Below are 12,786 nucleotides of genomic sequence, written 5' to 3' on the forward strand. Positions count from 1 at the left end.
ACCAAGATGAATAACAAAATACTCTCTGCCTGCTCACTCGCCCTTGCCTGCAGTTTCAGCACCCTCCCCGCCCTGGCGGCGGTCAGTCCCGAGCAGGCCCAACAGCTGGGCTCCAGCCTGACCCCCACTGGTGCGCAAATGCAGGGCAACGCCGATGGCAGCATCCCCGCCTGGACCGGTGGCCTGCCCAAGAGCGCGGGAACCCTCAGCCGCGAAGGCTTCCTCAGCGATCCCTTCGCCAATGAACAGCCGCTGTTCACCATCACCGCGCAGAACATGGCCCAGTACCAGGACAAGCTGAGCCCGGGCCAGCAGGCGATGCTCAAGCGCTATGCCACCTACCGGATACCGGTCTACCCCAGCCATCGCACGGCCAGCCTGCCCGATGCGGTCTACCGGGACGCCAAGGACAATGCGACCAAGACCAGGCTGGTCGAAGGCGGCAACGGCCTGTCCGAGTTCGCCACGTCCATTCCCTTCCCGATCCCGCAGGATGGCCTGCAAGTGCTGTGGAACCACATCACCCGCTACCGCGGCGGCAGCGCCAAGCGCACCCACGTGCAGGCCACACCCCTGGCCAGCGGCACCTTCGTGCCGGTGTACTTCAAGCAACAGTTCACCTTTCGCGACCGGATCAAGGATTTCAATCCGGCCGATCCGGGCAACGTGCTGTTCTACTACAAGCAGCTGATCACCGCGCCAGCGCGCCAGGCCGGGGATGTGGTGCTGGTGCATGAGACCCTGAACCAGGTGAAGGACCCCCGCATGGCCTGGATCTACAACGCCGGACAGCGGCGGGTGCGGCGCGCGCCGCAAATTTCCTACGACGGCCCCTACCCGGCTTCCGAGGGGCAGCGGGTGTCCGACAACCTGGACATGTACAACGGCGCACCCGACCGCTACGACTGGAAGCTGGTGGGCAAGCGCGAGATCTATATCCCCTACAACAGCTTCAAGCTGGATTCGCCGAAGCTCAAGTACAGCGACATCGTCCAGGCCGGCCACCTGAACCCGGCCCACACCCGCTATGAGTTGCACCGCGTCTGGCAGGTCGAGGGCACCCTCAAGCAGGGCGAGCGGCATATCTACGCCAAGCGGGTGTTCTTCATTGACGAGGACTCCTGGCAGATCGTCCTGGCCGATCACTACGACTCCCACGGCATGCTGTGGCGCACCGCCGAAGGCCACCTGACTCCGTTGTACGACGTGCAGGTGCCCTGGCTCGGCGTCGAGGTCCTGTACGACCTGATCAATGGCCGCTACATCGTCTCCGGCATGCGCAACGAGGAAAAGGAACCGATCGAGTTCGGCTTCTCCTCGGTGTCCTCCGAGTACACCCCGGCGGCCCTGCGCAACGAAGGCATTCGTTGATTCCAGCCTTCTAGGCCCAAGGGGACGCCCCCAGATCCCCGCCGCATGACCACGCGGCTTGCGCAGGACGCCATGCTCGTGTCCTGCGAAAGATCACCACAACCACAGAATGAACACTTGTGTTCATTAATGAGCAGATATAGATTCATCAGGACAAAAATAATCAGGTATTTCTGGAGAGCACATGAACGACATCGCAGCCATTCCAGGTCTTACATCCCGCCACGTCAGGGTTGGCCGACGGCAAATCTTCCTCAGCGAGGTGGGCCAGGGCCATCCCCTGCTCATGCTGCACGGCGGCGGAGCGGGCGCCTCCGGAATGTCCAATTACTCGCGCAACATCGAAGCACTGGCCAAGCAGTTTCGCGTACTGGTGGTAGACATGCCGGGCTATGGGCAATCGACCAAGGGCCTGGACCGCAGCGACTGCTTCGGCGACCTGGCCCAGAGCATGCTCGGCCTGCTCGACGCATTGCAGATCAAGTCCGCGCACCTGGCCGGCAACTCCCTCGGCGGCTCCTGCGCCCTGCGCATGGCCCTGGAAGCGCCAACCCGGGTCTCGGCCCTGGTGCTGATGGGCCCGGGCGGCATCAACACCACACGTAGCCTGCCCACCAAGGGGCTGAACCACCTGCTCGACTACTACAACGGCGCGGGCCCGACGCTGGAGAAGATCACCCGCTTCATCCGCGAAGACCTCGTCTACGACAGCAGCCTGGTGACCGACGCCATGATCGCCGAGCGCTATCGCGCCAGCACCGACCCTGAAGTGGTCGCCGCACCGCCCCTGCGCCGCCCTACAGGCCTGAAGGCCGCAGTGCGCATGGACCTGACCCGCGATCCGCGGCTCGACCGTTGCCAGGTCCCGACCCTGGTGCTGTGGGGCACGGAGGACAAGGTCAATCGTCCCAGTGGCGGCCAGACCTTGTGCAAGCGCATGCCCAACTGCGACCTGTACCTGTTCAGCAAGACCGGGCACTGGGTGCAGTGGGAACGCGCCAGCGAATTCAACGCCGTCACCGCCAGCTTCCTCGCCTGCCACAACCCGGCCTGAAGACAAGGAATCCCTATGAAACAGGACATCTTCGGCGCCAGCAGCATGGGTTATGCGGTCATCGAGTCGAACCAGCTGGACCGCTGGCAGGCGCTGCTGCAAGGCGGCATCGGCCTGCACCTTGAACATGCGGACAGCCAGCTCCTGGCGTTTCGCATGGACCAGCACCAACGGCGCATCATCGTCAAACACGGCCCCGCGGAAGACTTCGCCGCCATTGGCTGGCAGTTGCACGACCAGGACACCCTGCACATCGTGCTGCAGCGCCTGAGGGCCCGCGGTATCGCCATCCACGAAAGCACTGCGGCCCAGGCGGCAGAACGCGGTGTGGCGCGCTTCTGGCGAGTGCTTGGCCCCAAGCGCATGGCCATCGAGCTGTTCGTCGAGCCACTGACCACACAAGAGCCCCTGAGCATGCTCAGCGAGGGCTTCATTACCGGTGAATCCGGCATGGGCCACCTGGCGATCACCAGTCGTCGCGGCAAGGACATGCGCCGCTTCTGGCAGGAAATATTCGATGCCCGCCAGAGCGACAGCGTCGTCGAGCATCTGGCTGGAGTAACGCTGGACATCGAGTTCTTTCGCGTCAACCCGCGCCATCACTCGATCGCCATCGCCCAGGTACGGGGCCTGGCGCTCGACCCGATCCGCACCAAGGCCCAGCACATGAACCTTCTGACCACCTCGGTCGCCGGCCTGACCGACGCCTTCCTGCGTTGCCGCAAGCTGGGCTTCGAGATGGCCCATGAAATCGGCGAACACCCCAACGACCGCGAGCAGTCGTTCTACGTCCTCACGCCTTCGGGTTTCGAGCTGGAGCTGGGCTGGAACGCCCTGGAAGTCGACGAGGCCGATTGGCAGGTCACCACCTACAAGGGCATCAGCCTGTGGGGCCACAAGCCACAGAAGCCAGGCACCTGGAACAAGCTCAAGACCAACCTGGGCAACTTCGGCCAAGGCCTGCGTTCGCTGCGCCACGCCGAGTATTCCCCGCTGCAGGAGCAGCCATGAACACTACTGAAATCTTCGACGTCGTCATCGCCGGCCTCGGTCCGACCGGAGCCACCCTCGCCCACTTGCTCGGCAAGCGCGGCCTCTCGGTGCTGGTGCTGGAGCGTGAGCCGGTGTTCTACGGCAATGCGCGCGCGGTCTACACCGATGATGAATGCATGCGGGTAATGCAAGCCGCGGGGGTAGCCAAGGACCTGGCCGGCGATATGCAGATCGACACCCCGGCCCAGTGGACCTTCCCCGATGGACGAGTGATCGGCCGCTACTGGCAGCTCAAGCGCAGCTTCGGCTGGCCGGTGATCAACTTCCTCTACCAGCCCTGGCTGGAAACCAAGCTCAGCGACCTGCTGGCCAATCACCCGACGGTAAGGGTCGAACGCGGTCGCGAACTGGTGGACTTCAAGCAGGACGGCGCGCTGGTCACCCTCACCCACCAGGCCACGCAGAACTGCCGCTTCGGCGATGGTGACGGCAGCCGCGTCGACCTGGATATCGACCTGGCGCCGATCACCCTCAAGGCGCGCTACCTGGTGGGCGCGGACGGTGGACGCAGCACCGTGCGTGAGCAACTGGGCATCGGCATGGACGGCAAGAACTTCCCCGAGCCCTGGCTGGTGGTCGATCTGGAAATGAAGGAAGGGGAAGATGCGCTGCGCCACATCCCGTACTTCAACTTCATCTGCGACCCGGACTCCCCGGTCGTCAGCTGTCCGCAGCCCGGGCGCTTCCATCGCTTCGAATTCATGCTGATGCCCGGCCAGACCAAGGAGTACATGGAGGACCCGGCCACCGTGCGCAAGCTGCTGAGCCGGTACGTGAACCCGGACCAGTTCGAGGTCAAGCGCAAGCTGGTCTACACCTTCAACGCTCTGGTCGCGCGCGAGTGGCGCAAGGGTCGCGTACTGCTGGCAGGCGATGCCGCGCACATGACTCCACAGTTCATGGGCCAAGGCATGAGCTCCGGAGTGCGCGACGCCTACAACCTGGCGTGGAAGCTGGAGGCGGTACTGCGCGGCAAGGCTGCGGACAAGCTGCTCGACACCTATGGCACCGAGCGCTACCACCATGCCAAGGCGATGATCGACATTTCGGTGCGGATGAAGGACTTCGTATCCATGTCCAATCCATTCAAGACGGCGCTGCGCAACTTTGCGGTCCGGGCCCTGAATGTCACGCCGGTACTGGGCAAGTGGCTGCGCGAGGGTGGCTTCAAGCCCACCCCGACCTACAAGCCCGGCTCCTACCTGGGGTTGCCCAGGGATGGTTGGCGCGGGGTCGCCGGGAAGCTGATGCCCCAGCCGCAGGTCCGCACCTTCAAGGGCAAGCGCGTACTTCTCGACGAAGTGCTGGGCGAAGGCTTCTCCCTGCTGGGCCTGGAGAACAATCCGCGCGTGGCGCTATCGGCCGAGTCCCAGCAGTTGCTGGCGGCGCTGGATACCCGCTACGTCACGCTCTACCCCTTCGGTGGGCGTCCCCAGGGCATGGCCGTGCAGCGTTTCAGTCCGGCCGGCCTGGTCGAGGTCGAGGAGCCCGATGAGGAACTGGTGCGTTGGTTCAAGCGTGCAGGACGCGGTCGCGACCTGGTGGCCGTGATACGCCCGGACAAGTTCGTCTTCGCCCTGGTACCCGCCGCGCAACTGGACAGCGTCCTGGCCGAACTCCGGCATCAGCTGGGCTGGCAGCCGAACCTGGCCAATGAACAGCCTCTTGTCGCCCCCCTGAGGAAAAGCGCATGAACCACGACGCCTTGAACGACCTCGACCAGGCGGCTGCAGCATTGAACCAGGCCCGACAACGGCGCGAGCCCTGCCCGCAGATCTCGGCGACCTTCGGCATCACCACCCTGGCCGATGCCTACGCGGTCCAGGAAATCAACACCCGGCGCGCCCTGGACCAGGGCCGGCGACTGGTCGGGCGCAAGATCGGCCTGACCTCCGCGGCGGTGCAGCAACAGTTGGGCGTGAACCAACCGGACTTCGGCATGCTGTTCGCCGACATGGAGATCAGCGACGGCACGGGCATCGATTGCAGTCGTCTGATCCAGCCCAAGGCCGAAGGGGAAATCGCCTTCGTCCTCGGGCGCGACCTGCCCCATGCCGACACCACGCTGGCCGAGCTGATGCATGCGGTGGAATACCTGCTGCCGGCCATCGAGATCGTCGATTCCGCCATCGTCGACTGGCGGATCACCTTGGCCGACACCGTGGCGGACAACGCTTCATCCGCCCTCTACGTACTGGGCAAGCAAGCCACCCGGCTGTCGGCGCTGGACCTGCGCCTGGAAGGCATGTTGCTGGAGAAGAATCGCAGCCAGGCCGCCATTGGGGTCGGCGCCGCTTGCCTGGGCAATCCACTGGATGCCTGCCTGTGGTTGGCCCGCACCATGGCCGAGTCCGGCCGTCCATTGCTGGCCGGCGATGTGCTGCTCTCGGGTGCGCTAGGCCCGATGACCCCAGTCGTCCCGGGCGATCACCTGCATCTGCGCCTGACTCGCCTGGGCGAAGTCAGCTGCCATTTCTACTGAGCCGCACGCCTGGAGAATCAGAATGACTACCAAGAAACTCAAAGTCGCCATCGTCGGTTCCGGCAATATCGGCACCGACCTGATGATCAAGCTGATGCGAAATGCACAACACCTGGAAATGGCCGCCATGGTCGGCATCGACCCGGCCTCCGACGGCCTGGCCCGAGCCCAGCGGCTGGGAGTCGCCACGACCCATGGGGGCATCGAGGGGCTGAGCCGCCTGCCGGTGTTCAACGAGATCGATTTCGTCTTCGATGCCACCAGCGCCAGCGCCCATGTGCGCAATGCCGGTTTCCTGCGTGAACTGAAGCCAGGCATCCGCCTGATCGACCTGACCCCCGCGGCCATCGGCCCGTACTGCGTGCCGGTGGTCAACCTGGAGCAGCACTTGCAGGCGACCAACGTCAACATGGTCACCTGCGGCGGCCAGGCCACCATCCCGATGGTCGCGGCGGTATCGCGGGTCGCCAAGGTGCATTACGCCGAGATCATCGCCTCCATCGCCAGCAAGTCCGCAGGCCCCGGTACCCGCGCCAACATCGACGAGTTCACCGAGACCACCAGCAAGGCCATCGAGGTGATCGGCGGCGCAGCCAAGGGCAAGGCGATCATCATCATGAACCCCGCCGAGCCGCCGATGGTGATGCGCGATACGGTGTTCGTGCTGTCCGAGGAAGCCGACCGAACCCGAGTCGAAGCCAGCATCGAGCAGATGGCCGCCGCCGTGCGGGCCTACGTGCCGGGCTACCGGCTCAAGCAGAGGGTGCAGTTCGACCTCATCGCGCCATCCGCCCCGCTGAACATTCCCGGCCATGGTCAGTTCAGTGGACTCAAGACCTCGGTGTTCCTCGAGGTCGAAGGCGCTGCCCATTACCTGCCGGCCTATGCCGGCAACCTCGACATCATGACCTCCGCCGCGCTGGCCACGGCCGAGCGCATGGCCCAATCGATGCTCAACGGCTGAGGAGCGAGCACATGACTTTCGATCCAGGCAAGAAGCTCTACATCTCCGACGTCACCCTGCGCGACGGCAGCCATGCGATACGCCACCAGTATTCCCTGGACTCGGTGCGGGCCATTGCCCGGGCCCTGGACCGGGCCCGGGTGGACTCCATCGAAGTGGCCCATGGCGACGGCCTGCAGGGCTCGTCCTTCAACTATGGCTTCGGCCGCCACGGCGATCTCGAATACATCGAGGCCGTGGCCGGCGAGCTCCGCCACGCCAAGATCGCCACGCTGTTGCTGCCCGGCATCGGCACCGTCCACGACTTGAAGAACGCCTATGAGGCCGGCGCGCGGATCGTTCGCGTGGCCACCCACTGCACCGAGGCGGACGTGTCCAGACAGCACATCGAATATGCCCGGGAGCTGGGCATGGAGGCCGTGGGCTTTCTGATGATGAGCCATATGCAGACGCCCGAAGGGTTGGCGCAACAAGCCAAGCTGATGGAGAGCTACGGCGCGCAGTGCATCTACATGGCCGACTCCGGCGGCGCGATGAACATGCACGATATCCGCGAGCGCATGCGAGCATTCAAGGCGGTCCTGGACCCACAAACCCAGACCGGCATGCATGCCCATCACAACCTCAGCCTCGGGGTGGCCAACTCCATGGTCGCGGTGGAAGAAGGCTGCGACCGCATCGACGCCAGCCTCGCCGGCATGGGCGCGGGCGCGGGCAACGCTCCGTTGGAAGTCTTCATCGCCGCAGCCGAGCGCGCGGGCTGGAATCACGGCACCGATCTCTACACCCTGATGGACGCGGCCGACGACATCGTCCGCCCCCTGCAGGATCGCCCGGTGCGGGTCGACCGCGAAACCCTCGGCCTCGGTTATGCCGGCGTGTATTCAAGCTTCCTGCGCCATGCGGAAGTGGCCGCTGACAAATACGGCCTCAAGACCCTCGACATCCTGGTGGAGCTGGGCAAGCGGCGCATGGTCGGAGGCCAGGAAGACATGATCGTCGACGTCGCCCTGGATCTGCTCAAGCTCGAAGTGCTGCCCACCTGAGACAGCGCCCGATACCCGGTGCCCAAGCACTCGGGTATCGGGCGCCCCTGGCCGCACAGCCAAGGGTCAGGCCAGGCGGGGGAACAGGCGCAAGGCGTTTTGGCGATTGACCGCCAAGCGCTGGGCAGCGGTGAAGCCGAAAGTATCCAGCAAGCTGGTGAAGTGGCTGGAACGCTCTTTATTGGCATAGGGCCAGTCGCTGCCGAAAGTGATGTTCTCGGGCTTGGCGAACGCCAGCAGCGCCGGGAACGCATAGGGGCTACTGGACAGCGCGGTATCGAAGTAGAACTTGCGCAAACGCTGGATTCCTCGCTCGGTGCTGCCATCGTCGGAGCAGACACGGGCCATGCGCTCAGCGGCATAAGGAAGGAATCCGCCCCCATGGGACAGGATGATCTTCAGTTCGGGGTAGCGCTCCAGGCAACCGCGCTTGGCCAGGTTCAGCGCCGCCCGAGTGGTATCCAGGAGGAAGTCCGCGGCATAGGGTGGAATCCCATCCACCGGTTCGGCAGGCAGCTCCGAGGGATGCACGAATACCGTGGCCCGGTGACGGTTCAATGCCTCCATGAGCGGGTCCCACTCCGGCGCGCCCAGGTAAGTCCCGCGCACGTTCGCCAGCAGGACGACGCCGTCGGCTTTCAATGTGCCCAAGGCATACTCGGCTTGTTCGATAGCGCCCTCGACATCCGGCAGCGTCAAGGTGGCGAAGAAACCAAAGCGCCCGGGATGCTTGTCGACGAGCTCGGCACAAAACTCGTTGACCTCCCTGGCCTTCACCCGCGCCTCTGCATCGTTCCCAAGATGCACGCCCGGAGTGGACACCGAGAGTATCCCGGTGGCGATGCCATTGCTGTCCATCAGGTCCAGCGCGCCCTCGACGCTCCAGCTTGGAATAGGCAAGCCCCCTGCGGTGATACCTCGGGATTCGAGCCACTTGCCGTAGAACGCTGGAACGACATGCTGATGGGTATCGATGCGCCGAGCGTCCTTGGCAACGGCGCCATCGGTGGGCCCGGCGGTTTGAGAGGCACGGGCGCGGGTTGCCGGCAAACCAGAAACCGCTGCGACGGTAGCGGTGGTAGCCATGCTTTGGAGGACTTGTCTTCGATTCATGGTGAATGCCTTTTGTCTGAAGGGTGAACCAGCGTGCGGCCTGCTACGGGGAGCTGGAGGAGCGTTGCCAGGCCTTAGCAGAGCAAGGACGCAGGCAAGGGGTGGAAGCACCAGGCACAGCGCATGCTGTAATCCCCTGGTGGGGCACCGGTAGCTGTTGCGGCGAGTATAGGAATGGCCTCGATTGCCCTACAATGAAAAACCGCCTTGCTGTGCACTAGATGCACATCATTATTTTATAAGGATTTTTCGTGAATACTGATCGAGGTTCCGACTACAAGACCGTGCGTGGCTTGAGCCGTGGCCTGGCCTTGCTCAATGCCCTGAACCGCCTCGACGGCGGCGCCAGCCCGACCCGGCTGGCCGAGCTCACCGGCCTGCACCGCACCACCGTGCGGCGGCTGCTGGAGACCCTGCAAGACGAAGGTTATGTGCGCCGCAGCGAGTCCGATGACAGCTTCCGCCTGGCCCTCAAGGTGCGTGAACTGAGCGAAGGCTTTCGCGATGAACAATGGATCAGCGCCATCGCGGCGCCGTTGCTGGCCGAGCTGCTGCAGGAGGTAGTATGGCCGACCGACATCTGCACGCTGGATGTGGACGCAATGGTGGTGCGCGAGACAACCCATCGCTTCAGCCGCCTGTCGTTTCACCGCTCGATGATCGGTCGCCGCTTGCCGCTCTTGCAAACCGCTACAGGCTTGACCTACCTCGCGTTCTGCGGGGATGCCGAACGTGAACAGATACTCACCCTGCTGGCGGAGCGTGAAGGCAAGGAGTTCCAGTTGGCACGCAATATCCCACAACTTGAGAACGTGCTGCGCAGGGTCAGGCACCAGGGATACGGAGAGAACTTCATGGCTTGGAACCGCGAGGAAAAAATCGCTTCGATCGCCGTGCCGATACTCGCCGGACAACGTTTGCTGGGCTGCCTGAACCTGGTGTACGTGGCCAAAGCGATGACCATCGAACAGGCTGCACGGCGTCATCTGGGCGCCTTGCAGAAAACCGCCAGGCTGATCCAGGAAAAACTGGAGGAGCCCCAGTAGCCTTGGGCCCGCGCCCTGCCCGCCGCTGCACGACATGCCCGCTGCGGCGCGCCCACGCCTGGCTCCCTGGGCATGGCCCCTTGAGCCGGGGGGCCTTGCCCGATACCGGCCGGTCGAGTTACCAGAGCTTGATCGTGTAATCCAGGTTGATCCGCAATTCGTTGTCGTCCCGCTGGGAGGCGCCGGCCAGGAAGTCGTTGCGATACCAGGCATGGCGCAGGCGTAGCGCCACATTCTTGAACGTCCCCTGTTGCACCACGTACGACACCTCCACGTCCTTCTCGCTTTCGCTCAGCCCGCCGCCGCCAAAACGCGCCAATTCGATATTGTCCCCACGGACATAACGCAGCATGCCCTTGAGCCCTGGCACACCGAACGGGGCGAAATCCTGGTCGAACTTGACCTGCCAGCTGCGTTCCCCGGGATTGAGGAACTCCGAGCTCAATGTGCCTTCGGTGATGACCAGCGGCTCAGTCCCGTACAGGTAGGGCATCGCGGTATCGCCATCCAGGCGCATGTAGCCGACGCCAAGACTGTGGCTGGCCCAGGCATAGGTGAGCATCAGCGCCGTATTGCGGTTGTCGACCTGCCCCGCCTTGGCCGTGCCGTCTTCGCCCGTGACGAACAGCCGAAAATCACTCTTCAGGCGACCGGGACCCAGCCTGCGCTCATCGACGAAGCCGAGGAAATCCTTGCGGTACAGTTGATCCAGCTCGGCATGGTAGTAACGCAGCGTCAACGCCTCGGGCCAGGCGTAGTCCCCCCAAGAAAGAGGAAGCGGTCGGAGGTCGCCGCGCCGTTGAAACGCCCATTGGGCGCGGCGACGCTCATCTTTTGGTAATCGGTGGAGTCGCGCAGGTTGATGCGATCGAGCCAGCCGGCATGCAGGGTCAGGCGCTCGATATCACTGGAGCGTAGATAGGCGCCACGGAAGGTTTGCGGCAACAACCGGGTCGGGCTGGCGAAGGCAATCGGCAGGAAGGTGCTGATCGACCCACCTTGCAGCTCGGTCCGCGAGATGCGCATCTTGCCCGTCAGGCCCAGCTCACTATAGCTATCGGCCGGTTCATGGGTGACACGGTCGAAGGGCAACAGGCCGGTACCAGCGCGGTCGGGCGACGAGTCGAGCTTCACGCCGAGCATGCCCTTGGCGTCCAGGCCAAAACCCACCGGCCCGTCGCTGAACCCCGAGTTGATGTTGAGGATGAAACCCTGGGCCCATTCACGAGCTGCCGCTTGTGGTGTCTGGCCCAGGTAATTGCGATCGAAGTAGTAGTTGCGTAGCGCGAGCTCGGCATGGCTGTCGTCGATGAAGCCGGTGGCGTGGCAGGGGTCGGCGCCAAGCAGGCCGATAGTCAGGGCCTGCCAGGTTTTCAAGGTCTTGTGCATGACTTCTTCACTTTCTTGTAGTTATAGGAAGCCCTGCCGCCGAAGCAGCAAGGTGCAAGCAAGGATGGGTAGCGGGGGTTATTCCGGGCGCCGGCCTATCAGGCGGAACAGCGCCAGCGCGGCGATCACCACCCCTGGCGCCGAGGCCATCAGCACTCCGCCCGAACCGGCGCCAAGGGCCAGCATCTGGCCGGCGATCAGCGGGCCGCTCATGGCGCCTAGGCGGCCGACCGCCACCGCCGCGCCAACGCCGGTGGCGCGCACGCGCACGCTGTAGAAATGCGGCGCCAGGGCATACAGCACGCCTTGCCCCCCAGTGGCGAAGAAACCGGCGAAGAAGCCGGCGACGAGCATCGCCGGCAATGCGCTGGCCAGGCCCAGGCCCGCCAGGGCAGCGAGGATCCCCACATACACCAGGGCTGTGGTGGCGCCCGCCGGCAGGCGCTCAAGCACCTGGCCAAGGATCAAGGTGCCAATGGCTGCCCCCATTTGCAGGGCGAACATCACCCAACTGGCGTCATGGCTGCTGAAGCCTTGGCCGACCAACAGGCTCGGCAGCCAGTTGATCAGGATGTACACCACCATCAGCGTGAAGAAGTAGCTCAACCACAGCAGCCAGGTGGCGCTCTGCCCGAACAGCTCCTGACGCACATTGGCCCCCTGCTCGGCCTGGGCAGTGGCTCGGAACTGGCCGGACTCGGGCAAGTAGAGCGCGAGCAGCGGCAGGATCAGCAATGGCCCGGCGCCACCGACGTGGAATACGCGCTGCCAGTCGCCGCTATAGCCGGCGATGCCGATGCCGGCGGCCAGCGCCGCGCCCAGGGGCACGCCGCAGTACATCAGGCTGACCGCGCTGCCGCGCAGGCGCTGCCCGGCGGCTTCGCTAGTGAGGGCAATCAGGTTGGGCAACGCCGCCCCCAGCCCGGCGCCGGTGAGCAGCCGCGCCAGCAACAGGCTGGGCAGGTTCCAGGCATGGGCGGTGGCCAGGGAAAACAGGCCGAACAGCGCCACCGAACCGATCAGGATGCGCTTGCGTCCGCAGCGATCGGCGAGCCAGCCACCGACCAGCGCTCCAGGCAAAAGGCCGAGGATCCCGGCGCTGAACACCCAGCCCATCTGCAGCTTGTCCAGGCTAAAGGCACTGGCCATGCCCGAGGCGGCGATACCGGCGGCCTGCAGGTCGAGGCCTTCGAGCAGGGCAACGAGAAAACACAGGCCGATGGTGACGGCCACGCGCGGCGGATTATTGGCAAAAGTCATGAACTCAC

10 protein-coding genes and 1 pseudogene are annotated in these 12,786 nt (G+C 64.4%); 8 read left to right on the forward strand and 3 right to left on the reverse strand.

Features of this window, described 5'->3' with window-relative positions; genetic code table 11:
• The first annotated feature begins 6 nt into the window (after positions 1–6).
• From C4K40_RS18335 to dmpG, 7 genes are all read left to right on the forward strand, one after another.
• The gene (locus C4K40_RS18335; RefSeq protein ID WP_083456879.1) at positions 7–1,371 is read left to right on the forward strand and encodes a DUF1329 domain-containing protein; all 1,365 of its coding nucleotides are present in this window, start codon (positions 7–9) and stop codon (positions 1,369–1,371) included.
• A 184-nt stretch (positions 1,372–1,555) separates the two neighbouring features.
• On the forward strand, positions 1,556–2,425 hold the full coding sequence (locus tag C4K40_RS18340; protein ID WP_053130856.1) for an alpha/beta fold hydrolase: 870 nt from the start codon (positions 1,556–1,558) through the stop codon (positions 2,423–2,425).
• A 15-nt stretch (positions 2,426–2,440) separates the two neighbouring features.
• A complete protein-coding gene (locus tag C4K40_RS18345) occupies positions 2,441–3,436 on the forward strand; it encodes a VOC family protein (RefSeq protein ID WP_053130859.1) in 996 nt (331 codons plus the stop codon).
• Positions 3,433–5,172: a bifunctional 3-(3-hydroxy-phenyl)propionate/3-hydroxycinnamic acid hydroxylase gene (locus C4K40_RS18350; protein WP_053130862.1), complete on the forward strand. Its 1,740-nt coding sequence runs from the start codon at positions 3,433–3,435 to the stop codon at positions 5,170–5,172. Before C4K40_RS18345 ends, C4K40_RS18350 begins: the two co-directional genes overlap by 4 nt.
• Entirely contained in the window at positions 5,169–5,960 is a 792-nt protein-coding gene (locus tag C4K40_RS18355; RefSeq protein ID WP_053130865.1) for a 2-keto-4-pentenoate hydratase, read from the forward strand. The genes C4K40_RS18350 and C4K40_RS18355 overlap by 4 nt, the downstream gene beginning before the upstream one ends.
• 22 nt (positions 5,961–5,982) lie before the next feature.
• Positions 5,983–6,924 carry an acetaldehyde dehydrogenase (acetylating) gene (locus C4K40_RS18360; protein ID WP_053130868.1) on the forward strand — a complete coding sequence of 314 codons (942 nt, stop codon included), beginning with the start codon at positions 5,983–5,985 and terminating at the stop codon, positions 6,922–6,924.
• An 11-nt stretch (positions 6,925–6,935) separates the two neighbouring features.
• Complete coding sequence (gene dmpG / locus C4K40_RS18365; RefSeq protein WP_053130871.1) at positions 6,936–7,970, forward strand: 4-hydroxy-2-oxovalerate aldolase; 1,035 nt, start codon at positions 6,936–6,938, stop codon at positions 7,968–7,970.
• Between the two features lie 66 nt (positions 7,971–8,036).
• On the opposite strand, the gene C4K40_RS18370 is transcribed toward dmpG, so the two are convergent.
• Positions 8,037–9,083: an amidohydrolase family protein gene (locus C4K40_RS18370; protein ID WP_218188661.1), complete on the reverse strand. Its 1,047-nt coding sequence runs from the start codon at positions 9,081–9,083 to the stop codon at positions 8,037–8,039.
• Between the two features lie 251 nt (positions 9,084–9,334).
• On the opposite strand from C4K40_RS18370, the gene C4K40_RS18375 reads away from it, so the two are divergent.
• Entirely contained in the window at positions 9,335–10,129 is a 795-nt protein-coding gene (locus tag C4K40_RS18375; protein WP_022639196.1) for a DNA-binding transcriptional regulator, read from the forward strand.
• A 118-nt stretch (positions 10,130–10,247) separates the two neighbouring features.
• On the opposite strand, the pseudogene C4K40_RS18380 reads toward C4K40_RS18375, so the two are convergent.
• Both C4K40_RS18380 and mhpT read right to left on the reverse strand, forming a co-directional pair.
• Positions 10,248–11,518: pseudogene (locus tag C4K40_RS18380) on the reverse strand (OprD family porin).
• Between the two features lie 78 nt (positions 11,519–11,596).
• Positions 11,597–12,778, reverse strand: coding sequence for a 3-(3-hydroxy-phenyl)propionate transporter MhpT (mhpT, locus tag C4K40_RS18385; RefSeq protein WP_022639198.1), 1,182 nt, complete (start codon positions 12,776–12,778; stop codon positions 11,597–11,599).
• Positions 12,779–12,786 lie beyond the last annotated feature (8 nt).

This window comes from Pseudomonas sp. CMR5c, from assembly GCF_003850545.1.
Taxonomy (GTDB): Bacteria; Pseudomonadota; Gammaproteobacteria; order Pseudomonadales; family Pseudomonadaceae; genus Aquipseudomonas; species Aquipseudomonas piscis.